Below are 21,647 nucleotides of genomic sequence, written 5' to 3'. Positions count from 1 at the left end.
AAGGAGCGCCTGCCCCTTGTTTCTTCTGAGCGTCAGCCGCAAAACCCAACGTGTTCGCGATAACGTGCTCGCGATGCCGGCGGTGTTGGGTTTTCGCTGGCGCTCAACCCAACCTACGACGCTTAGACAGCGGCCTACGCGCGCCGGAACACCAGCGAGGTGTTGATGCCGCCGAAGGCGAAGTTGTTGGACATCAGGTGCTCCACGTCCAGCCGGCGCGGCTCGCCCATCACGTAGTCCAGAGGCGCGCAGCGCTCGTCCACGTGCTCCAGGTTCGCGGTGGGGGCGAACCAGCCGTCGCGCATCATCTCGATGCCCAGCCACGCCTCCATGGCGCCGCAGGCCCCCAGGGAGTGGCCGAAGTAGCTTTTCAGCGAATGGATGGGGGCGCGTTCGCCGAACACGGCGTGGGTGGCGGCGGTCTCGGCGATGTCCCCCCATTCGGTCGCGGTGCCGTGGCCGTTGACGAAGCCGATGGCGGACGCGGACAGGCCGGCGTCCTCCAGCGCCATGCACAGCGCGATCTCCATGGTCTCCGCCTGCGGCTGGGTGACGTGGTTGCCGTCGGAGTTGCAGGCGAAGCCCATCACCTCGGCGTGGATGGTGGCGCCGCGGGCCAGCGCGCGCTCGCGCTCCTCCAGGATCAGGGTGCAGGCCCCCTCGCCGATCACCAGGCCGTCGCGGTCGCGGTCGTAGGGGCGCGGGCTGGTGTGCGGGCGGTCGTTGCGGGTGGAGGTGGCGTAGAGCGTGTCGAACACCGCCGATTCCGTCACGTCCAGCTCGTCCGCCCCGCCGGCGATCATCACGTCGGCCTTGCCCCACTTGATCGCCTCGTAGGCGTAGCCGATGCCCTGGCTGCCCGACGTGCACGCGCTGCTGGTCGGGATGATGCGGCCCGTCACGCCGAAGAACAGGCCGATGTTCACCGCCGCCGTGTGGCTCATCATCTGGATGTAGCTGGTCGCGTTCAGCGTCTTCGACCGCCCCTCCGTCATCAGCTCGGCGAAGGCGATGACGGGCGCCGGGCTGCCGAAGGAGGAGCCGTAGGCGATGCCCGTGCGGCCGGACTTCACCACCGGATCGTCGCCGAGCCCCGCGTCGGCCAGCGCGCGTTCGGTGGCGTAGACGGCCATGCGCGACACCGGGCCCATGGTGCGCGTCTTCTTGCGCGGGTAGCGGTCGTCGACCGAGAAGTCGACGACGGGGGCGGCAAGGCGGGTGTTGATCCCCTCGTACCGGTCCCATTCGGCCATTGTGCGCACGGCGGTCTCGCCGCGCGCCATGCGGGCGCGGATGCCCGGCCAGTCGGTGCCGAGCGCCGTGACGCCCCCCATGCCCGTGACGACCACCCTGCGCGTCATACCATGCCCCCGTTCACCGAAATCACCTGCCGCGTCACGTAGGCCGCCCCGTCCGAGCAGAGGAAGGAGACGGCGGCCGCCACTTCCTCCGGCCGGCCGACGCGGCGCATGGGCACGATCTTCATCACCTCGTCCAGCGGCAGGCCTTCGGTCATCTGCGTTTCGATGATGCCGGGGGCCACGCAGTTCACGGTGATGTTCCGCTTGGCCAGCTCGATCGCCAGCGACTTGGTGGCGCCGATGATGCCGGCCTTGGCGGCGCTGTAGTTGGTCTGCCCGCGGTTGCCGGCGATGCCCGACACCGAGGACAGGGTGACGATGCGCCCGCCCTTCCGGGCCGAGATCATCGGCATCGCCACCGGCTTCAGCACGTTGTAGAAGCCGTCCAGGTTGGTGTGCAGCACCGAATCCCAGTCATCGTCGGTCAGGGCCGGGAAGGCGGCGTCGCGGGCGATGCCGGCGTTCAGCACGGCGCCGTAGTAGGCCCCGTGCGCCTCGATATCCGCCTCCAGCGCGGTGCGGCAGGCGTCGCGGTCGGCGATGTCGAAGCCGAGCACGCGGCCATCCCCGCCGGCCTCCCGGATCGCGGCCAGCGTTGCCTCCGCGCCGTCGCGGTCGCGGCCGTAGTGGACCACGATGGTGAAGCCGTCGCGGCCCAGCCGCTCCGCAATCGCGCGGCCGATGCCCTTGCTGGCGCCGGTCACCAGGATCGTTCTGTTCATGATGATGAAGCCCTTCCCTGCCCAAGCAGCGCCGATGCGTCCGCCGGCTGGTACACCGTGAGCTGCGCCGTGGCCACCGGCTCTGCGGCGGGCGGCGCCACCGCGCAGTCGAACACACCCATCTCGCCGTCGCGGTAGACCAGCGAGACGGCCACCTCCAGCCGCTCGCCGTCGGCAAACCACGGCCGGGCGGCGCGGAAGTCGCGCGTGCCCAGCAGCAGGCCCAGGCGCACGGCATCGCCGCTTTCCAGCGCTTCGGCACCGACGTAGGCGCCACAGGACTGGGCCATCCATTCGATGGCGACGTGCGCGGCGATGCCCCGGCGGGCCGGGTCATAGAAGGGGGCCTCGGGGCGCACCGTCACCTCGGCCAGCAGGCGGCCCTCCGCCCAGGACAGCACGCGGTCGATCAGGATCATGGGCGGGGCGTGCGGCAGCAGGGCCGCCACCGGCCAGGGGCAGGGCTTCATGGCTCACCTCCCCGGCCGAGCACGAGGGCCACGTTGCTGCCGCCGAAGGCGAAGGAGTTGCTGAGCATCGCCGCCGGCCCGGCCGGGTCGGCCAGCCGGGCGCCGGGAGCGGCCAGCGCCAGCAGCGGGATGGCCGGGTCGGCCACACCGTCCCACAGGTGCGGCGGCAGCAGCCCGTCCGGGTTGTCGGCACGGCTGAGCGTCAGCCACAGGAAGGCGGCCTCGCACGCACCGGCGGCGCCCAGCGTGTGGCCGGTCATCGCCTTGGTCGAGCTGCAGGGGACGGCGGCGCCGAACAGCGCGTGCACCGCCTTGCCCTCCATGGAATCGTTCAGCGCCGTGCCGGTGCCGTGCAGGTTGACGTAGGCGATGCCGGCGGGCGTCAGGCCGGCGTCGGCGACGGCCGCGCGCATGGCCTCCAGCGCACCGCGCCCCTCCGGGTCCGGCGCGCTGACGTGGTGGGCGTCGGAGCCCTCGCCCGCACCCAGGAACATCACCGGGGCGGGGTCGCGCGTCAGCAGGAAGGCCGCCGCCGCCTCGCCCACGTTGATGCCGTCGCGGTTCGCGCTGAACGGGTTGCACAGGCCGGCCGACACCGCCTCCAGCGACGCGAAGCCGCCCACCGTCATGCGGCACAGCGTGTCGGCGCCGCCGACCACGGCGGCGTCGCACAGGCCGGCGCGGATCAGCCGGCGTGCGGCGGCGAACACCTTGGCGCTGGACGAACAGGCGGTGGCCACCGTGTAGGCCGGGCCGGTCAGGCCCAGCGCCTCGGCCGCGTAGGCGGACAGGCTGCCGGTTTCCTGCTGGCGGTAGTGGAAGCCGGGGGGCCACGCGCCGCCGCGCGCGCGCGCGGCGTAGGCGGCCTCCCCCTCCGCGATGCCGGCGGTGCTGGTGCCCAGCACGACGGCGACGCGGTGGCGGCCGAAGCGGGCGGCGGCCTCCTGGATGGCGTCGGCGATCTGCGCCAGCGCCACGCCCATCAGGCGGTTGTTGCGGGTGTCGTGCGCGTCCGCGACGGGGGGCAGCGGGCCGGGGACGGCGCCGACGTGCACGGTGCGGCCGGGGATCAGGTCGTGGCGCGCCACCAGCCCGCTTCGCGTGCCGGCGAACAGCGCGGCGGCCACGGCGGCGCGGCCGGTGCCGAGGGGCGTGGCGAGGCCCATGGCGGGGATGCCCAGCGGAAGGGCGGTCACGGTAACGCCTCCCGCGACTGCACCTCGATCTCATAGCCCCAGGCGCGGTTGCGGTAGCGCAGCGTGCCGGTCCACGGCGCGCCGGGGTCCCAGCCGTAGTCGGCGTGCAGCAGCTCCCGCCCGCCCACCTGCACCGTGCGGGTGCGGGGGCCGGTGGTCAGCACGGCGCCGCTGGGGGCGAGCGCCTGACGCACCGCGGCCTCCGGCCAGTACAGCACGACGAGGTCGGCCAGCATGCTGCCCGGACGCATAGCGGGCGGCAGCCAGGGGGCGGCGTCCACGTCCAGGCCGGCGTCGGTCCAGGTGACGGTCATGGCGCGGCGGCCCATGGTGTCCAGCCCGACCAGGAGGAAGCGTTCGGGGGTGACGCTGAGATGGCCCTCGAACACGAAGGTCTCGCCGTCGCGCGTGCCGGTGATGAGCTGCGCCGCCTCCACCGTGCGGCCGAGGTCGGCCGGGCGCGGCAGGGCAAGGCGCTGCTCCGGGCCGAGCAGCGGTGCGGCCGCGTCCGTGTCCGGCGTTCGTCCGGCGCAGCCCGCCGCCGCGACCAGCAGCAGCGCCGCCAACAGCTTTCCCCATCCCCTCATGATGCGCGCAGACCGCCCCCGGTTTGAAAAAGCGCGCGAGCATACACGAAGAGGCATGGTCATGCAGCGCCCGCTGCAACTTTCTGCACCCGCCCGCGCGCCGCCAGCGGTGAGAAGAAAAAGGCAAGCGCGATGCCCGCCAGCATGGTGAGGCCGAAGCCGTGCACGGCCGCCACGCCGCTGAACGCCAGCAGGCCGAAGGAGAGCAGCGTCGTCAGCGTCGCCAGCCAGACCGCCAGCAGGGTGACCGGCCGGTGGGCCGCGTCCCCCTCCGCGCAGAAGACGGCGTAGTCCATGCCGACGGCCAGCACCAGCACCAGCGCCATGGCGTGGAAGAAGGTGAAGGGCTGCCCCGCCAGACCGACGACGGCCGGGGCGAGGATCACCGCCGCCAGCGGCGGCAGCATGGTGCGCAGGCCACCCCACAGGCCGTAGCGCCACGCCAGCGCCGGCACCATCAGCAACGCCGACAGCGCCACCAGCCACAGCGCCCGGTGGCGGTACTGGGCAAGCAGCGCCGAGAAGTCCGCCGTGGGGTCGACCAGCCGCACGCCCTCCACCCCCGCCAGCGCGGCGCGCACGGCGGCCGGGTCGGTCAGGCCCTGCAAGGCGACGGCGTGCAGGCCGGGGGCGAGCACGAGGTCGGCCAGCAGCGGCACCCCGGCGGCGACGGCCGTGTCGAGGGTCAGGACGGCGGCCGGGTCGTCCTTGGCCGGCGGCTCGTCCGGCAGGCCGAGCTGGGCGCGGTGGGCGGCCAGATGGGGCGTTTCCAGCGCGTCGCGGCGCAGGGCGCGGTTCTCCCGCTGGCGCGCGGCCGAGGGGACGAAGGAGGCGGGGGACTGGAAGCCGGCCAGGGCGCCTTCGGTCTTCAGGCGGGTGAGGATATCCGCCGCCTGCTCCTGGCGGCGCAGCGCCGCCTCGTCATCGGCGGCCTGGACCAGCACGAACTGCTGCGCGGTGGTCGCGCCGATCAGGCGCTGGATCTCCTGCTGCTCGGCCACCAGCGTCGGCGAGAGGGCCTGCAGGCGGCGCACGTCGTCGTCGGCGTGCAGGCGCCACAGGCCGGCGGCGCCGGCCACGGCGGCGGCCAGCAGCAGGGCGGCGCGGACGCCGCGCAGGCCCGGCGCCTCCCAGAACCGCCAGAGGCGGGCGGACAGGCGCAGCAGGGTGCGGCCGTGCGCCAGCGGCATGCCGCGGTCGAGGCGGGGCAGCCACAACACCACCGTCAGATAGGCGGCGATCAGGCCGAGAACCGAGAACACGGCGATCTGCCGCAGCCCCGGAAACGGCGCCAGCGCCAGCGTGGCGTAGCCGATCAGCGTGGTCGCCAGCCCCAGCGTGATGCCGGGCAGCACGTGGCGCAGCCGCGCGCGCGGGTCGGCCATCGCCGGATCGAACAGGCCGGCGCTGTAGTGCAGGCTGTAGTCGACGGCGACGCCGATCAGGCTGGTGCCGAACAGCAGCGCTGCCACGTGCAGCTCCCCGAACAGGGCGAGGCTGCCGGCCAGCCCAGCGCCGATGCCCACCCCCAGCGCCAGCACGTTGTGCAGCAGCGGCCCGGCGCGGCGGAACACCAGCAGGATCAGCAGCACCGTGCCCGCCATCGACAGCCCGCCGATCAGCGAACTCTCGCCGATGGCCGTCTGCGAGCCGGCGTGCGCGAAGAACACGGCACCCAGGCGCTTCACCTTCAGGCCGGGGTGTTGGGCGGTGAGCGCGGCGGTGGCGGCGTCCAGGACGCCGACGACGCGGTCCTGCACCGCCAGCTCGAACGGCTCGCGCGTCAGGGTGCCGGCGACCAGGACCCAGGTGGTGCCGTCCTGGGTGAGGCTCAGCATCCCCTCGTCCGGGGCCAGCCGGGACATGGGGAACGGCAGGCTGGTGAAGAAGGATTGCAGCAGCAGGAAGGGGTCGGCGCGCAGCAGCCCGGCGTCGGCCATGCCGACGAAGCCGAACACCTGCGACAGCGCCCGCGTCGCCACCGCCTCCCCCTGCCCGGCCGTCAGCAGCGCGCGGTCGGCATCCGACAGCAGGCCGCGGCGGTGCGGGAAGTAGAGCGCACCCAGGCGCCGCATACGCTCCGCGTCCACCCCCTCGCCACGCGTGTCGATCAGGCCGGTGGCGGCGAGGTCGTCGGCGAGGCGTTGCGCGGCGGCGCGGGCCTGGGTGCGGTCGGGGTGGCCGACCAGCGCCACGACGCGGCGGCCGAGTGCGCGCGACACCGCCTCGTTCGCGCGCTGGAGGACGGGGTCCTGCTCCTCACGCGGCAGCAGGGCCAGCAGGTCGGTGCGGAACGACAGCCCGTCGTGCACGCGCAGGCCCAGGTAGCCGCCGGCCAGGGCGACGACGATGAGCCAGAGGCATGCCGCGAGGCGGGTCATGGGGAGGTTCCGGCGCGGGGTGCCCCCACCCGGCCTGCGCTGGCGCTCGGCCACCCTCCCCCGCTTCGCAGGAGAGGGTTCTTAAGCCCCTCCCCCGCGCAGCGGGGGAGGGGTTTGGGGTGGGGGCAAAACGTACTCACCGCCCCAGCCCATCCAGCAGCCGCGCCTCCTCCGCGCCCGGCGGGGCGGTGCTGAGCGTCTGGTCGAGGAAGAGGAGGCGGTCGTGGTCGCCGTCGGGCTTGGCGATCTCCACCTCCTCCACGAAGCGGGTGCCGCGCACGGTGATGGCGCGGATGGGCATGGCGGGGTCGTCCGTGGAGCGCGGCGTCAGGACGAGGCGCCAGCCTTTCCCTGCGTCCTCGCGCGCCACCGTGAAGGCGCCTTCCAGGGCGCGCCAGTCGCCGGTCAGGGCGCCGCCCAGCATGGCGTAGAGGCGGGACAGGAACGGCAGGCGGGAGGCGGGGAGGCGCATGGTCTCGTTGCCCTTCACCTCCTGCACCAGGCCGGCGGGGCTCATGACCGTGGTAACGGCGAAGGGCTTCTCGGCGCGCCAGACGAGGCCGCGGCCGGGGGACAGCAGGAAGCTGCCCTCGCTGCGCAGCGGGGCGGCGAAGCCCTTCAGCACGCGCTCCTGCACGAAGCGGCCGCGCAGGGTGGCGCCGTCGGGCAGCGCCGCCGGCTCGGCCGCGAACGCGCCGCCGGTGAGGAGGAGGAAGAGGAGGAAGGACCGGATCACAGCAGCGCCCTCACCTTCGCGATCAGGACGGGGGGCGAGTCGAACGCGGTCTCGCCGGTGTCGACGCGCACGGCCAGCTGGGTGGTGCGGGCCTTGGTCAGCAGCTCCCCCGTCTTTTCGTCGCGGATGCGGTAGTCGATGCGGATGCGGTTCTCGTACTCCACCAGCGTCGCCCGGGCGATGACGGTCTGGGCGAAGCGGATGGGGCGGACGTACTTCAGCTGCATGTCGACGATCGGCCACATGAAGCCGGATTCCGCCATCTCCGGGTAATTGTAGCCGATGCGGTCGAGCAGCGCGCAGCGCGCCTGTTCCAGATAGCGGGCGTAGTTGCCGTGCCAGACCACCTGCATGGGGTCGAGGTCGTAGAACTGCGCCTGGATGGTGACTTCGGCGGTGATCATCTTTTCTCCGCCCCTCCCGGAGGCGCCCAGAAATCGAAGAAGTTGTACCATTGGAAGGGTGTTTGGAGCGCGTGCCGCTCCAGGCTGCGCGCGAAGGCGGCGGCGTAGGTCGCTAGCGCCTGCTCCCGCCGGCCGCGCGGCAGGTCGATGCGGTCGGCCAGCTTCTCGGCGTAGAGGCGGTGGTGCGCGCCGTCCCGCACGCAGAACAGCAGGTAGACCGGGCATTCCAGCAGCGCGGCCAGGATGTAAGGACCCTGCGAGAAGGGGGCGTCGGCGCCGAGGAAGGGCACGCGGCTGACGCGGCCCTGCCCGCCCACAGGAGTCCGGTCGCCGGCGATGACCACCCAGTCGCCGCGCTCCACCCGCTCCTTGAGCGCGATGGCGGTGTCGGGGCCGATTTCCGTGACCTGGAAGGTGTTGACGGCGGCCTGCGGGTTGAACTCCGCCAGGATGCGGTTGTAGTTCGCGGCATGGCGGGTGTGCACCAGCACCAGCAGGCGGCGGCGCGTCGCCTCGTCCAGCAGGGCGCGCGACAGGTCGACGTTGCCCAGATGCGCGACGATGAACACGGCACCGCGCGGGTCGGCGGCGGCGGCGCGCAGCGCGTCGACCTCGGCCGGGCGCACGGCGTCGGGCGGCATGCCGCCCGCCCAGCCGATGAAGGTGTCCAGCGCCCGCCCGGCGAAGGACAAGAAGTGGCGGTAGCCGTCGAGGAACGACGGTTGGCGCGGCCGGCCCTGAGCGGCGAAGGCGCGGGCCAGGAAGGCGTTGGAGGCGCGGCGCTGCTCCGCCCCCGTCAGGTAGAAGTAGAGGACGATGGGCGCCAGCACCGCCATGCAGCCGCGCCGGCCCAGCAGGCGGTAGGCCCCGGCGCAGAAGCGCAGGCCCCAGTACAGCCCGCGTTCCCCCAGCGCCGCCCAGTGCGTGGCGCCCGCCAGCCGCGGCGGGCGGTTGGCGAGGATGGACGGGAAGCGCGTGAGCATGGTCAGCACGAGGCGCGTGTGCATCAGCGAGATGCGCACGTTGTCGCGCAGCATGTCGAAGTTGGAGGTGTTGTCCGGCGGGTAGGTGACGCGCACCGGCAGCTCCGCCACCGGCGTGCCGCGCCAGAACAGGCGCACCATGATCTCCGTGTCGAAGTCCATGCGCCGGCCGATGCGCGCGCCGTCGTCCAGCAGCCGGCGCACGGGGTCCAGCGGGTAGACGCGGAAGCCGCACATGGTGTCGCGCAGGCGCAGGCTGAGCGTTTCCACCCACACCCAGACGTGCGTGATCCAGCGGCCGACGGCGCGCCCGCGCGGGATGGAGGCGTCGTAGACCGGCACGCCGGTGACCAGCGCCTGCGGGTGCCGGCGGGCCAGCGCCAGCAGGTCCGGCACGGCGCCCAGGTCGTGCTGGCCGTCGGCGTCCACCTGCACCGCGTGGGTGTGCCCGGCGGCGAGCGCCAGCCGGAACCCCTCCACCACCGCGCCGCCCTTGCCCTGGTTCGCGTCCAGCCGGCGCACGGTGACACCGCCCGCCGGGTCGTGCAGGGCGGCCAGCGCCGCGCGCGCCGGTTCGGCGCTGCCGTCGTCGATGACGATCACCGGCAGGCCGGCGGCGCGCAGCCCGGCGACCACGTGGCCCGCGACGCGCCAGTGGTTGTGGCTGGGGACGATGGCGCAGGGACGGAAGGCGCTCACGTCCCCTCCAGCGCTATGGAGCCGGAGGACAGGACTTCCTCGCCGCTGCGGTATTCGAAGGTCAGCCGGCGGCGCGCCGCGACGTGGCGCAGGGCCAGCGTCACCGGCTGGCCCGGCGCGATGATGCGGCGGAACTTCACCTGGAAATTCTGCGCCACGTCCAGGGGCAAGCCCAGGTGGCGGGCGCCGAGCTTGACCGCCCAGTCGATCTGCGCCACGCCCGGCACGATGGGTGCCTGGGGGAAATGCCCCTCCACCTGCGCCAGATCGGCCGGCAGGAAGAGGTCGAGGTCGGCGCCGCCGTCGCGCGGGTGGACGGCGCGCACCTCCGGCTCGGTCGGCCGCGCGGGCGAGAGGCGTGTGGGCATGGGGGTGTCCTCGAACAGGGCGGCGATGTCGGCGGCGCGGCGCTTGCCGAGCGTGCCGCTGGGCAGGGCATCCACGAAGCGCCAGCGGCGCGGCAGGCCGGCCGGCTCCTGCGTCGCCGACAGGCCACGGCGCAACGCGCGGCCGAAGCGAAAGGCGCCTTGGGCGGACAGCGCGGCCACGCCCTCGGCGCTGGGCACCACGGCGGCGCCCAGGACGGGCACGGGGCCGTCCAGCACCACGGCCGCCGCGTCGGCCACCCAGGGCAGGCGGCGCAGCTGCTCCTCCACCTCCGGCAGGCCGACGCGCTTGCCCTCGATCTTCACGACGCGGTCGGCGCGGCCGAGGAAGCGGAGGCCGCCGTCGGGCTGCACCGTGACGCGGTCGGCGCCGTGGTGGACGCCGCCCGGCGCGTGTGGCGCGCGCACCAGCAGGGCGCCGTCCGCGTCGGATTCCACCGCCACGCCGGGCAGCGGGCGCCAGGGCGGGTCGGGCGCGATGCGGCGGCGCCATGCGACGGCGCCGGTCTCCGTCGAACCGAAGATCTCGGTCGGGGGCACGTCGAAGACGGCTTCGGCCGCGCGCGCGGCGGCTTCGTCCAGCGGGGCGCCGGCCGACAGCACGAGGCTGGGGCGATGGCGCGGCGGCACGGGGGCGATGCCGGCCAGACGGCCGAGGTGCGCGGGGCTGGTGATCAGCGCGTCGCCGCACTCCAGCACGGCGAGCGCCGTCTCCCACAGCTCGTGCGTGGTGCCGGCGAACGGCCGGCCGGTGGCCAGCGGCCAGCACAGGCGGAAGGCAAGGCCGTAGACGTGCTGGTGCGTCACCGTGGCGTGCACGCGCGCACCGGCCGGCACGACGGGGCCGAGCAGGCGCTCGACCGCCTCCGCCTCGCGCTCCAGCAGGGCCAGCGTCTTGGCGACGCGCTTGGGCGCGCCGGTGGAGCCGGAGGTGAAGAACGCCAGCGGGGCGGCGGGGTCGAGGGGATTCAGGTCCATTCCCATGTCGGGGCCCTCCCCGCCCGGCGCCAGCACGTGGACCGGTTCGACGCCGGGCGGCGGGCGGTCGCAGACGACGACGTCCCAGGCGTCGGCAAGGGCCGCCAGCGTGCCGGGCTGGGCGTTCTGCGGCACCACCACCTCGGCCCCGGCGTGCAGCAGGGCGAACAGGCCGACGGCACCCCAGTAGGCGTCCTGCGTCGCCAGCAGCCCGCGCCGGCAGCCGGCGTCTTTCAGGTGCCGGGCGTTGCCGGCCACGTCGGCGCGCAGGCGGGCGAGGGAGACGGGCGCGCCGTCGAGGAGCGCCACCACGGCGGCCGGATCGCGGCCGTCGGCGAACAGGTCGTCGGCGAACAGGTGCTGGAGAGGGAAAAGCGTCATGCGCCGGCCCGCCCGCGCACGCGACGGCGCACCAGGACTTCGCCGCCGATCAGCAGGGCCATGACGAGGTAGGCGATCAGCCCGGTCCACAGCGCCCACGCCGCCTCGCTGCCCCACAGCGCCAGCGCCGCGGCGACGGCGGCGTTGGCGAGCAGCCAGACGGTCCACGCCATGGTGACCTTCCGGCAATAGGCCTGCCCGGCCGGCGGCAGGTCGGGTTCCGTCAGGCGGGCGAAGCGCTCGATCAGGCTGGGCGGGCGCACCAGCGAGGCGCCGAACAGCGCCGCCACGCCCAGGCTGAGGACCACCGGGTAGGCCTTGGCGGCCAGTTGCGCGTCGAGCGGCGCCAGGACGGCGATGGCGACGGCGGCCCCGGCCAGCGGTGCCCGCCACGGCCGCGCCAGGGACCCGCGCGACACGGCGAGGCGCAGCGCGATCAGCGCCAGCGCCACGCCCACGAAGGCCAGCGGCGGCACCGCCGCCCGCCCGATGTAGACCAGCAGGGGATACAGCACGCCGGCCGCCCCGAGGAGAACGGCGGCGAGGGGAAAGCGCTTAGGCGGCGAGCAGGTCTTGGACACGGTCGAGGACATCGCCGACGGTGCGCACGCTCTTGAACTCCTCCGGCTTGAACTTGCGGCCGGTGAGTTCCTGCAGCTTCACCACCAGATCGACGGCGTCGATGCTGTCGAGGTCCAGGTCCTCGAACAGCCGGGCCTCCGGCGTGACCTTCTCGGGCGGCACCTCGAACATGTCTTCGAGATAGCCCTTCAGTTTTTCAAAGACGTCGTCGCGCGACAGCATGATCCGATTACCCCACACGCTGCGACCGGATGAAAGCCGCCAGACTCCGCACGTTGGCGAAGTGGGCCTTCACGTCGTCGCTCACCGATTCGATCTTGATGCCGTACGCCTTGCGCAACGCCACGCCCAGTTCCAGAGCATCGATGCTGTCGAGGCCGAGGCCCTCGACGAAAAGCGGCTCCGTGCTGTCGATCTCGGCCGGCTCGATCCCTTCGAGCTTGAGCGCGTCCACGATCAGCGTCTTGACTTCAAGCTCCAGCTCATCCATTGGCGAGGCGTTCCGCGTAATATTCTTCTAGTGTGCGCACAAGCTTTCTTGCCGCGCGCGAGCGGTACTCATAGCCGAGCCACCCTTTCGCGTCCAGACGATCCCCCGCCACCACGCGGAAAAGCGGCCGCCGGGGCGGGATCATCCACCATTTCTCGCCCTTCACAAGAGTCAAAGGCCGGCACGTGATGGTGACCAGCTGGATCTCGGCCTCCAGCAGCGTGGCGACGTTGGCGAAGCCGCGGCGGAAGCGCAGCGGCTCCCCCGGCACGCTGCGGGTGCCCTCGGGGAAGATGATCAGGCTGTCGCCCTGGGCGAGTGCCGCGCGGCAGGCCTCCAGCAGCTCCTCCGGCTCCAGGTCGTTGCGGATGTAGCCGGTGCCGCGCACCACGGCGCCCAGGTAGGGGCTGGACCACAGCTCCTTCTTCACGATGCACTGGGCGCGCGGGATCATCGCCATCAGCAGCACGACGTCCAGCAGCGTCGGGTGGTTGGCGACCACCAGCCGGCCGGTGCCGTCGCGCAGCTTCTCCGCCCCCTCGACCTCCAGGTCGATGATGCGCAGCGTGCGCAGCATGCACACGTAGAGGCGGAAGATCAGGTGGATGAGGTGCTGGTTGCGCGCGCGCCGCTTCGGCCCCGGCGGCGTCAGGAGGTGCACGACCGGAAACGCGGTCAGCGCCAGGACGGCGCCGCCGCCGAACAGGAAGGCGAAGGCGAAGCCGGTGCCCAGCAGGCGCCAGAGGGCGTCCAGGCGTTCACGCACGATGCCAGCCCCACAGCATGCGGGCACCGCGCGCCTCGCCGGCCGCCGCGCCGGACAGCAGGAAGCGCAGGAACTCCAGCGCCGCGGCGCGCTCCGGCGGCGCCGCGCCGTGCGCGGGAGCGGCGGCGATGGGCGTGGCGGTGAACACGATCTCCTCCCCGCCCCCGCCGGCCGGCCCCAGCGCCAGGGCGAAGGCCAGCGGCAGGCCCGGCTCGTCGTCGGCGGCGAAGTCGGCGTAGGGGCCGGGCATCGGCTCGTCGCCGTGCATCAGCAGGGCGGGTTCGGCCGGGTTGTCGGCAAGGCACGCCGCCGCCTCCATCAGGCCGAAGCCGAAGCTGTCGTGCCCGGCGGACAGCGCCGTGTGGCCGGCCCGGTTGCCGGTGTGGATGGACAGCAGGCCGGCCAGGCCGTGGTGCACGGCCATGCTGAACTCGGCCGGCGACGGCAGCTCGCCCGCCGCCATGGCGTCCAGGATGCCGACGGTGCGCGACAGCTCGGCATGGCGGGACGCCAGGACGAAGCGGGCGGTGCGCGCCGCCTCCCCGCAGGCCAGGGCGCAGCCGATCATCTTCTGCCCCAGCGGCGTGGCGCGGCGACGCAGCATCATCGGCAGCACCGGCAGCGCGTCGCCGTCATCCGCCGGTCCGCCGCCGTTTCCGCCGCCGTTGCCGGCCCAGGCGCGCCACGCCGCGCGCGTCTCGCGGCCGGGCGCCCAGGCGAACCAGCCGCGCACCGCGACGCGCAGCGCCCCCAGCTCAATAGATCCCGCCTCAATAGCCGGCACGGTAGAGCCGCCGTTCGATCTCATCCTCAAGCGCGTGCACGAGTTTGTTGTAGCTGCGATGGATTTCGTCGCCCTGTTCCTTCAGGTTGACGGAAGAGCGGTGCTGGATGCTGTAGCTTTCCTGTGAGTAGCGGATCTCGACCTCGGCCATATGCTCGCGCCACTTCTGCTTGGCGTGCAGCACGCCGGGGCGGACGCGGTCGACGTTCCATTTGCGCGCCACGGCGGCGTCGAGGATCGTCTGCTCGATGGTCTTGAGCGGCAGGCGCTGCGCCGACGCGGGAACCGGGTGGCTCGCCACGTTGTACATGGGCTGCACCCGCTGGCACGCCCCCAGCACCACCCCGGCGACCGCCATGGCCGCCAGCACCCGCACCAGTGATCCCTGCTTCATCGCCGTTCGTTCCGCCTGCCGAATGTTCGTCGTGGCCGCACGATAACGACGCAACCGGGGCGCCTCAAGAACACTTGTGCGCGTGGCGGGGCCGGTTACGGCATGCCGACGTTGTACCCCATACGGCAGCCGCGTTCGGGCTGCAGGATCAGCCACGCGCAGGCGCGCGCCCGCGCGTCGGCACCGGACGGCAGGGGCCGCGCGCGGTCGTCCAGCCACGCCGCCACGTCGGCCGCCACCGCGTCGCCGCCCAGCGAGCGCAGCAGCAGGTGCCGCCCCTTGGGATAGAGGGCGAGGCGCGTGTCGGCGGGCAGGCGCCGGGCAAGCGCGGCGACGCCGTCGCGCGGCACGTGCCCGTCCAGGTCGCCCAGCATCAGCAGCGTCGGCAGGCGCACCCGGCCGGCCTCCTGGCGCGCCGTGCGCATCAGGCGGATGATGCCGGCCAGCGTGTCGAAACGGGTGCGGTGCAGGATCAGCGGGTCCTCGCGCAGGCGCTTCAGCGTCGCCGGGTCGTCGGTGGACGGGTTGTCGTAGCTGCGCCGGCCCACGGTGACGCCGGGCACGACGCGGCCCATGGCCTGCGCGGCCCCGTAGGTCAGGCCCATGCGCCAGCCCTCCCCCCACACGGCGGGGGCGGACAGGACGAGGCTGGCGAACAGGCCGGGCTCCGCCCGCGCCGCCGCCAGCACGGCCACGGCGCCGCCCATGCTCTCGCCCAGCAGGTGCACGGGCGTGCCGGGGTGGCGGTCGCGCAGAAGGCGGGCGAGCGTCAGCAGGTCGCCCGCCATGCGCGGCCCGCCGTACCAACGCCCGCGCTCCAGCGACCGGCCGAAGCCGCGCAGGTCCGGCGCGTAGACGGCGAGGCCGACCCGCGTCCACCCGGCGGCCGGCTGTTCGAAGGCGCGGCCGTAGTCGTTCATGCCGTGCACGGCGATCACCACCGCCCTCGGCGGCCCGTCCGGCAGCCATGCGTTCAGGGCGATGCGGGCGCCGTCATCGGCGATCATGGCATCGGCGATGGTGGCTTCTGTCAGGAGCTGCGGCGCGGTTTCGACGGCCATCACGCCGCGCGTGCAGGCGCCGCACAGCGCCAGCACGAGGATCAACGCCGCCGTGACCTTTCCCAACCCCGCGCGCATGCCGGCTCCCACCTTGACCGCACCGCTCAAGGTGGACCTTTCCGCCGTGCCTGCCAAGCCACCGCGCGGGCCGCCGTGCGGGCGGGAGGACGGGACCGCCTTACGCTTAACGGAAGATGAACGGGCCATTCAGGGGTCGTACAGGCGGCGTCCGGCATCGTGGCGGCCATCGCAACCGAAACACCCGGAGGACCCGAGAATGAACACCCGCATGCTGGCCGCTGCCACACTGGCCGCCGCAATCCTCGGCGGTGGAACGCTGGCCTTCGCGCAGACCGGCGCCGCCCCCGCCGCTCCCGCGCCGGCGGAGGGAACGCTGACCGTGGCGGACCTGACCGACCGCCTGGCCAAGCAGGGCTATGGCGCGATCAAGAAGATCGAGCGCAAGGGCGACAAGCTGTACAAGGTCGAGGTCCAGGACGCGCGCAACGGCGAACTGGAGCTGTATGTGGACGCCCGCAACGCCGAAATCCTGGCGAGCGAGCGCGACGACTGACCGGCGGCACGGCCGGACCGGACGCCGGACTGAACAAGGTCCATGGAGGATTGTTAGGTGCGGGGGCGTTCGCCCGATCGGATCGGCGGACGCCTTCGCCCCGGTACACGTCACCTCGGGAGGATCCCATGCCGCGCGCGGCGCACCGTTTCACGCTCATCGGCTTTCTTGCCCTGACGCTGCTGGCCGCGGCGCCGTCCGGCGCCAGGGCAACGCCCACCACCACGCCTGAGACCGCCGCCACCGGTGAGCCGGGCTGGCTTTCCGGCATGCTGCTGGACCTGAAGAGCGGGGCGGAGCGCGTGATCATCCTCGGCGCCGCCCTCCTCTACCAGAACCGCCACACCTTCGCCGGCATGACGCTGGGATGCGCGGCCGGGGCGCTTGCGGGTGCCGCGGGGGGACTGATGGCGTCCGGGGACGATCTCGCCGGCGCCGCGCCCGCGGCAGCCGCCGGTTGCGCCGTCGGCGCCGGCACGGGCGCGCACCTCGGCCGGCCGTTCGATGATCCCATGGAGTAGGCCCAAGGAGCAGGCCGGGTTGAGCGCCGGCCGGCATTCCTGATTTTCCGTTATGGTGCGGGCGGGGGGACTCGAACCCCCACGCCTTGCGGCTTCGGATTTTAAGTCTGAAATTGGTAGCTTTGCGGATGTTTGCGCAATTTTGCTGGTCGTTGATGATCCCCCATGATACCAACGGTTTACGGCCAGATCATGTTTGCTGAAGTTTGCTGATGATTGAGCAAATTTGCGCCACGCTGATTGCTGGCTGATTGCTAGCGGCGAGGATCGGGATGCAGGCGAGGATCTCGAAGCGAGTGGTCGACGGGACACAGCCAAGCGAGCGCGACGTCTTCGTTTGGGATACCGAGGCGAAAGGCTTTGGCCTGAAGGTCACTCCGGCGGGAAAGAAGGTCTACATCCTCCAGTACCGGGTGGGTGGTGGAAGCAGCACGCCAAAGCGCTACACCATCGGGCCGCATGGCACGTTCACTCCAGATTCGGCCCGCACCGAAGCCGAACGACTGCTGCGCTTGGCAGCGGAAGGAAAAGACCCAGCAGACGACAAGCGAAAAGTCCGCGAGAAGGCCCTAACTATCGCCGACCTTGCCGATCGTTACCTGTCCGATCACGTAGAGGTGAAGAACCGGCCCACCACCGCCGCCGAGTTCCGCCGGTTGCTGGACAAGCACATCAAGCCCGCGCTCGGGCGTCTGGCCGTCGAGAAGGTTACCAGCGCCGACGTCGCCAAATTGCACCATAAGATGCGCAGCACCCCGCGGCAGGCGAACCAAACGGCAGCGGTTCTGTCCAAGATGTTCAGCCTCGCCGAGGTTTGGCACCTCCGGCCGAAACGCTCGAACCCCTGTGAGGGCATCGAGCGGTACCGGGAGGTGAAGCGCGAGCGCTTCCTGACGGAGGCGGAGATCGCTGAAATCGGCCAGATCCTGGCCAAGCGCGAAGGTATCGAGCATCCCAGCATCCTTAATGCCCTTCGCCTCCTGCTGCTGACCGGCTGCCGGCTCAGCGAGGTCCTCGGGCTGCGCTGGGAGGAGGTCGACCTTGAAGCTGGCGCGCTGGCCATCCCAGAAGAGCGAGGCAAAGCGGGCGGGCGCCTCCACCCGATCGGCGCGCAGATCATCGCCTTCATGTCCGAGCTGAAGCGCGACGGGAAATGGGTGTTCCCCTCACCGAACGACCCAAAGAAGCCCCTGCCCAAAAGCACCATAACACACGCCTGGGAGCGGATTCGCGAGGCGGCGACAGTTGCCATGTGGCGTGACCTGCCGAACACGCCGACTGGAGCACTGGTGGCCGAACTGGAACAGCAGCTCAAGCGGACACCGACCTATGCCGAGTGCCAGGAAGCCGCTGCCAGAGCCAACCTCGCCCTCCCTGCGGGCATCACCGACGCCCGCCTGCATGACATGCGGCACACGGTCGGCACCTACGCTGGGCAGGCCGGCGCCAACGCCTTCCTCGTTCGCGACAAACTGGGCCACAAGACGCTAGCGATGACCGGCCGGTATGTGAACCGGGACGCCGATCCGTTGCGCGACCTGTCCGACAAGGTGGAGGGGAGGATTTCGGCGGCGCTGGGCGCCAAACGCCAATCACACGCACCCCGCAAGCCGCAAGCAAAAATCATATCGATTGACAACGAGGCGGTTTTAAAACCACGATGACGCACTCGCAATCTTGCAATCGCATTCATCATGACAATATTTACGGAAATTTGGATCGCCAAGGCTTTCCTTGCGATTTCTGGCGTAATTTTGGGATTCATAGGCGGGAGCTTGCTGATTCTTCCAAGAATTTTGTCGGATGATACCCTGTTTTATTATTACACAGGAGGATTCGGAATTGACTTTAACTCAGATGCTGATTTTGAGCTGAGCAAGCTCAGGAGGTTTATGAGGATATATTCAGTCAGCATGTCTCTGGTATTGCACATCATGGGCTTCCACCTCATTATACGTCTAAACAATTACTTATGCTCGGAGCATTCGGATTGCCTACCAGATAGCGTAGCAGTCATAGCAGCAATCATATTAATGATGATCATCACAGGATCATTCTATATACGCTATTCGACGCCAAGAAATATAAGTTCATCGATTGAATTTTTCATAGCAAAATCCATCTACCCCCTAGACAGCACGCCATCAAAAGCACACGTCAAAAACGCCGTTAACTTTTCAGGGTCGTTATTTTCCATCATAGGAATTGTATGTAGCCTTGCAGCTGTCACGCTCAATACTCTTTAAGCACTGCCCTAGGCGGGGGACATTAATGCCAGCGCGTTGCTGCGATCGTTCTCAAGTTCACCCTACGCCGGCCGCAACAGCAGCATCCCGAAGCCGAACGCCCGGTGCCGGCCCACGCCGCGGGCCAGCAGCGCCGCGAAGGCGCCCGCGTCGGTCACCTCCAGCACGCCCTTGAAGCGCACGTCCGGCAGCGCCGGCAGGCGGGACGGCGCGCGCGTCTTCTGGTCGCGGCGCAGGAAGCGCGCGTAGCGGAAGCCGGCCACGTCGGCGGACAGCAGCCGCACGCCGCCGCGCCGGGCCAGCTCGCGCTCCAGCCAGCCGAGGTAGACGGCGTTGCGGTCCAGCCCGCGTTCGACGCCCTGCCGCGTGCCCTCGACGATCAGCGCGTCCACCTCGGGGCTTTCCGTGCGGTCGCCGCGCAGCAGGCGGGAGCGCTCCACCGGGCAGGCGCGCACGTCGAAGCCCAGCGTGCGGCCGACCGGGAACGTCGCCGGCAGCGGCTTGGCGTCGAACCATGCCCAGTCGACGGCGGCGTGCACGAAGGGGTCGGCGAACAGGTCGGCGTGCTCCTTCAGCCGCGCCGCGTCGTGCGCGCTGTAGCCCAGCACGGTCAGGCCGGCGGGCGCGGGCGCGTCGTCGGGCAGCGCGAAGGGCTTGGGCGCCAGTTCGCCGAACAGCTCGCCGAGCAGGCTGTGCACGGCGTAGCCCAGGTCGGTCTCCCCCTGCTCCGGCAGCAGGCGCCGGCGGCGCGCCAGCTCGAACAGGCGGCGGCCATCCAGGCGCGCGCGGATCATGTGCAGCGTCGTGTGCAGTGCCGTGTGCTGCGGGGCCGCGTCAGCCATGGCCGATGCCCTCCGCGCCGGGCAGGCGGCGCAGGTCGCCCTCGTGCACCACGCGCTCGCCGGTGTGGATCTGGTTGGCCCAGTCGCGCTCATCCACCACGGGGATGCGGCGCACGCCCGGCATGCCGTCGGCGGGGTGGTCGTCCACGGGCCATTGCGCCGGCAGGGCGCCCGCCGGGGCCACCCCCAGTAGCGCCGCCACGAGGCTCGGCGCCGCGGCACGGCCGCACAGCAGGCGCTCGGCCGGCAGGCAGGTCTTGCGGCCGAGGAACAGCGGGCGCGCCGGCTCGTCCAGCGCCGCCGCCACGTCGTCCAGCGTCGGCGCCTCATCGGCCGGACGCAGGGTCAGCGCCACGAGGCAGACGCCGTCGGCGGTGTAGTGGCGCAGGCGGATGTGCGTGCCGGACGTCGCCTCGCCCTTGCCGCGCTCTTCGCGCGCATGCCGCGTCGTCCAGCCGGTGTCGACCAGGAAGTCCTGCGACAGGTCCACCGTCTGGAAATCCACCAGCGGCACGCCCGGCCGTTCCAGCGCCGCCGCGAAGCGCAGCCGCTCCTGAAGGCGCTGGAGCCGGTCGGCGTCGCCATGCGTCAGGCCCAGGGCGTTGCCGATCAGGCCGGTCAGCAGGGCAGCACCAGGGTACGGCCGCACCACGCCGCGCTGGTCCACCGCCGGTCCGCCGAAGGCCATCAGCGGCGCCTCCAGGCGCAGCAGCAGGACGTCGATCATGCCGGCACCGCGGCGTCGGCCACCGCCATCCGCGCCCACGCCGCGAGATCGTCCAGCGAGCCGGCCGGGGCCACCGGGATGGCGCCGGCATCGGTCATCGCGGCCAAGCGCCGCGCCTCCCGGGCGCCGTACACGCGATCGAAGGCGGCCAGCTTGCCGCCCAACGCCCGCACTGCGGCGTTCAGCATGCCGCCGTCGGCGCGCTTGCCCACCGGCTGGAAGAAGGCGTTGGCCAGCGAGCGCGGCTGCCGCCGCCCGGCCTCGACCAGCACCAGCTCGGCGGCGGCGTAGGGGGCGGTGGAGCCCTTCTTGGCGCCGGGCGAGACGGTGGCGATCAGATGGATCAGGTGCTCAACCACCCGCGCGGCGTCGGCGCGGTCGGCGCTCTTCCAATCGGCGGCGCGGCAGCCCGTGAGATTGGCGACGAGCAGCGGCACGTCCACCACGACATAGCCGTAGAACAGCCCGCTGGTCAGCTCCGCCTCGCCGATGTGGCCGCTGCCGTGCTCGCCGGCCTCGGCCAGCAGGTCGTCGACGGCGGAGAAGTAGTCGTTCTCCGCCTCCTCGGCGTGCACGGTGAAGGCGTGCGCCACGTGCACCGCGGCGTCGCCGCGCGCCAGGACGTCGGAGGTGACCATGCGCCCGAACAGCGCCGCGTCCAGCCCCGCGGCACCCGCCGACGCCTTGTACAGCGCCTTGAAGTTGGTGCGCGCGTCGGCATTCTTGGGGCCGCACCACGCCGCCACCGCGGCCTCCGCGCCCTCGGCGGAGGTCACGCCGGCCAGGATCTCGCGGGTCACCCGCGTCAGATAGGCGATCTCCGCCTCGCCCAGGATGATGACCTGCTTGGTGCGCAGCATCTCGGCATCATCCACCTCGGCGTCGGCCACCGCGACGTCGCCGCCCTCCTCCGCCTTGGCGGCCTTGCCCTTCTTGCCGCCCGCCTTGGCCTTCGCCGCCTTGGCCTTGTCGGACTCGCCCAGCAGCGCGGCCTCCAGGTGCGCCAGCACGGCGCGCGTGGCGGCCGGGTCGCAGCCGTCGGCGATCAGCGGCCGGGCGATGCGCTCCTCGAAGGTGATGCGCGAGCGCACCGACAGGTCGCGGATGGCCGACAGCGACCAGTCGTCCTCCACCGTGCGCCAATGCCGCTTCAGGCATTGCGAGGAGACGCGCACCCGGCTGGCCCCGCCGAACGGCATCCGCTTGGCCAACCCGACATCGTCGCGGTTCAGCAGGCTGGCCGGATAGGCGGTCAGCGTGTGGATCTGGAGGAAGCGGGGCTCGATGGTTTCGGTGACGGGCGCTTCGGTCATGGCGTGGCGGCGTCCTCTCGCACGGCGTGGTCGGCGGCGGTGTAGTAGTCTCGGGCGATGCAG

23 protein-coding genes are annotated in these 21,647 nt (G+C 71.8%); 3 read left to right on the top strand and 20 right to left on the bottom strand.

Annotation, left to right across the window (positions count from 1 at the left end):
• Nucleotides 1-134: 134 nt before the first annotated feature.
• The 17 genes from VED21_RS19060 to VED21_RS18980 form a co-directional block, all read right to left on the bottom strand.
• The gene (locus VED21_RS19060) at nucleotides 135-1,361 is read right to left on the bottom strand and encodes a beta-ketoacyl-ACP synthase (protein ID WP_324884919.1); all 1,227 of its coding nucleotides are present in this window, start codon (nucleotides 1,359-1,361) and stop codon (nucleotides 135-137) included.
• Entirely contained in the window at nucleotides 1,358-2,083 is a 726-nt protein-coding gene (locus VED21_RS19055) for a 3-ketoacyl-ACP reductase FabG2 (RefSeq protein ID WP_324884917.1), read from the bottom strand. Before VED21_RS19055 ends, VED21_RS19060 begins: the two co-directional genes overlap by 4 nt.
• Complete coding sequence (locus VED21_RS19050) at nucleotides 2,080-2,553, bottom strand: hypothetical protein (RefSeq protein ID WP_324884915.1); 474 nt, start codon at nucleotides 2,551-2,553, stop codon at nucleotides 2,080-2,082. Before VED21_RS19050 ends, VED21_RS19055 begins: the two co-directional genes overlap by 4 nt.
• Entirely contained in the window at nucleotides 2,550-3,749 is a 1,200-nt protein-coding gene (locus VED21_RS19045) for a beta-ketoacyl-ACP synthase (RefSeq protein ID WP_324884913.1), read from the bottom strand. Before VED21_RS19045 ends, VED21_RS19050 begins: the two co-directional genes overlap by 4 nt.
• On the bottom strand, nucleotides 3,746-4,315 hold the full coding sequence (locus VED21_RS19040) for a DUF3261 domain-containing protein (RefSeq protein WP_324884911.1): 570 nt from the start codon (nucleotides 4,313-4,315) through the stop codon (nucleotides 3,746-3,748). The genes VED21_RS19045 and VED21_RS19040 overlap by 4 nt, the downstream gene beginning before the upstream one ends.
• Before the next feature lie 80 nt (nucleotides 4,316-4,395).
• Complete coding sequence (locus VED21_RS19035) at nucleotides 4,396-6,717, bottom strand: hypothetical protein (RefSeq protein ID WP_324884910.1); 2,322 nt, start codon at nucleotides 6,715-6,717, stop codon at nucleotides 4,396-4,398.
• Nucleotides 6,718-6,853: 136 nt separating this feature from the next.
• On the bottom strand, nucleotides 6,854-7,453 hold the full coding sequence (locus tag VED21_RS19030) for an outer membrane lipoprotein carrier protein LolA (RefSeq protein ID WP_324884908.1): 600 nt from the start codon (nucleotides 7,451-7,453) through the stop codon (nucleotides 6,854-6,856).
• The gene (locus VED21_RS19025; protein WP_324884906.1) at nucleotides 7,450-7,857 is read right to left on the bottom strand and encodes an acyl-CoA thioesterase; all 408 of its coding nucleotides are present in this window, start codon (nucleotides 7,855-7,857) and stop codon (nucleotides 7,450-7,452) included. The genes VED21_RS19030 and VED21_RS19025 overlap by 4 nt, the downstream gene beginning before the upstream one ends.
• Nucleotides 7,854-9,539, bottom strand: coding sequence for a glycosyltransferase family 2 protein (locus tag VED21_RS19020; RefSeq protein ID WP_324884904.1), 1,686 nt, complete (start codon nucleotides 9,537-9,539; stop codon nucleotides 7,854-7,856). The genes VED21_RS19025 and VED21_RS19020 overlap by 4 nt, the downstream gene beginning before the upstream one ends.
• A complete protein-coding gene (locus tag VED21_RS19015) occupies nucleotides 9,536-11,284 on the bottom strand; it encodes an AMP-binding protein (RefSeq protein ID WP_324884902.1) in 1,749 nt (582 codons plus the stop codon). Before VED21_RS19015 ends, VED21_RS19020 begins: the two co-directional genes overlap by 4 nt.
• The gene (locus VED21_RS19010; RefSeq protein ID WP_324884900.1) at nucleotides 11,281-11,865 is read right to left on the bottom strand and encodes a hypothetical protein; all 585 of its coding nucleotides are present in this window, start codon (nucleotides 11,863-11,865) and stop codon (nucleotides 11,281-11,283) included. The genes VED21_RS19015 and VED21_RS19010 overlap by 4 nt, the downstream gene beginning before the upstream one ends.
• Nucleotides 11,840-12,088 carry an acyl carrier protein gene (locus tag VED21_RS19005; protein ID WP_324884898.1) on the bottom strand — a complete coding sequence of 83 codons (249 nt, stop codon included), beginning with the start codon at nucleotides 12,086-12,088 and terminating at the stop codon, nucleotides 11,840-11,842. Before VED21_RS19005 ends, VED21_RS19010 begins: the two co-directional genes overlap by 26 nt.
• A gap of 7 nt (nucleotides 12,089-12,095) precedes the next feature.
• On the bottom strand, nucleotides 12,096-12,356 hold the full coding sequence (locus VED21_RS19000) for a phosphopantetheine-binding protein (protein ID WP_324884895.1): 261 nt from the start codon (nucleotides 12,354-12,356) through the stop codon (nucleotides 12,096-12,098).
• Nucleotides 12,349-13,122, bottom strand: coding sequence for a lysophospholipid acyltransferase family protein (locus tag VED21_RS18995; RefSeq protein WP_324884893.1), 774 nt, complete (start codon nucleotides 13,120-13,122; stop codon nucleotides 12,349-12,351). The genes VED21_RS19000 and VED21_RS18995 overlap by 8 nt, the downstream gene beginning before the upstream one ends.
• On the bottom strand, nucleotides 13,115-13,906 hold the full coding sequence (locus VED21_RS18990) for a beta-ketoacyl synthase chain length factor (protein WP_324884891.1): 792 nt from the start codon (nucleotides 13,904-13,906) through the stop codon (nucleotides 13,115-13,117). The genes VED21_RS18995 and VED21_RS18990 overlap by 8 nt, the downstream gene beginning before the upstream one ends.
• On the bottom strand, nucleotides 13,893-14,300 hold the full coding sequence (locus tag VED21_RS18985; protein WP_324884889.1) for a hypothetical protein: 408 nt from the start codon (nucleotides 14,298-14,300) through the stop codon (nucleotides 13,893-13,895). The genes VED21_RS18990 and VED21_RS18985 overlap by 14 nt, the downstream gene beginning before the upstream one ends.
• 95 nt (nucleotides 14,301-14,395) lie before the next feature.
• On the bottom strand, nucleotides 14,396-15,469 hold the full coding sequence (locus VED21_RS18980) for an alpha/beta fold hydrolase (RefSeq protein ID WP_324884888.1): 1,074 nt from the start codon (nucleotides 15,467-15,469) through the stop codon (nucleotides 14,396-14,398).
• 169 nt (nucleotides 15,470-15,638) lie between these two features.
• Between VED21_RS18980 and VED21_RS18975 the strand changes: the two genes are divergently transcribed.
• The 3 genes from VED21_RS18975 (at nucleotide 15,639) to VED21_RS18965 (ending at nucleotide 18,120) form a co-directional block, all read left to right on the top strand.
• Entirely contained in the window at nucleotides 15,639-15,935 is a 297-nt protein-coding gene (locus tag VED21_RS18975) for a PepSY domain-containing protein (protein ID WP_324884886.1), read from the top strand.
• A gap of 128 nt (nucleotides 15,936-16,063) precedes the next feature.
• Nucleotides 16,064-16,456, top strand: coding sequence for a hypothetical protein (locus tag VED21_RS18970; protein ID WP_324884884.1), 393 nt, complete (start codon nucleotides 16,064-16,066; stop codon nucleotides 16,454-16,456).
• Nucleotides 16,457-16,728: 272 nt separating this feature from the next.
• Complete coding sequence (locus VED21_RS18965; protein ID WP_324884882.1) at nucleotides 16,729-18,120, top strand: tyrosine-type recombinase/integrase; 1,392 nt, start codon at nucleotides 16,729-16,731, stop codon at nucleotides 18,118-18,120.
• 644 nt (nucleotides 18,121-18,764) lie between these two features.
• Here VED21_RS18965 and cas6e read toward each other — a convergent pair.
• Genes cas6e through cas7e form a run of 3 tightly spaced genes read right to left on the bottom strand, consistent with a single transcriptional unit; the run spans nucleotide 18,765 to nucleotide 21,584 of the window.
• Nucleotides 18,765-19,544, bottom strand: coding sequence for a type I-E CRISPR-associated protein Cas6/Cse3/CasE (gene cas6e / locus VED21_RS18960; protein WP_324884880.1), 780 nt, complete (start codon nucleotides 19,542-19,544; stop codon nucleotides 18,765-18,767).
• On the bottom strand, nucleotides 19,537-20,271 hold the full coding sequence (cas5e, locus tag VED21_RS18955; RefSeq protein ID WP_324884878.1) for a type I-E CRISPR-associated protein Cas5/CasD: 735 nt from the start codon (nucleotides 20,269-20,271) through the stop codon (nucleotides 19,537-19,539). Before cas5e ends, cas6e begins: the two co-directional genes overlap by 8 nt.
• Nucleotides 20,268-21,584, bottom strand: a complete 1,317-nt coding sequence (gene cas7e / locus VED21_RS18950) for a type I-E CRISPR-associated protein Cas7/Cse4/CasC (RefSeq protein WP_324884876.1) — start codon at nucleotides 21,582-21,584, stop codon at nucleotides 20,268-20,270. The genes cas5e and cas7e overlap by 4 nt, the downstream gene beginning before the upstream one ends.
• Nucleotides 21,585-21,647 lie beyond the last annotated feature (63 nt).

It is taken from the genome of Azospirillum sp., from assembly GCF_035627195.1.
In the GTDB taxonomy this organism is placed as follows: domain Bacteria; phylum Pseudomonadota; class Alphaproteobacteria; order Azospirillales; family Azospirillaceae; genus Azospirillum.
Note: the sequence above shows the minus strand (reverse complement) of the source record. Positions and strands in the feature narration are given on the sequence as shown.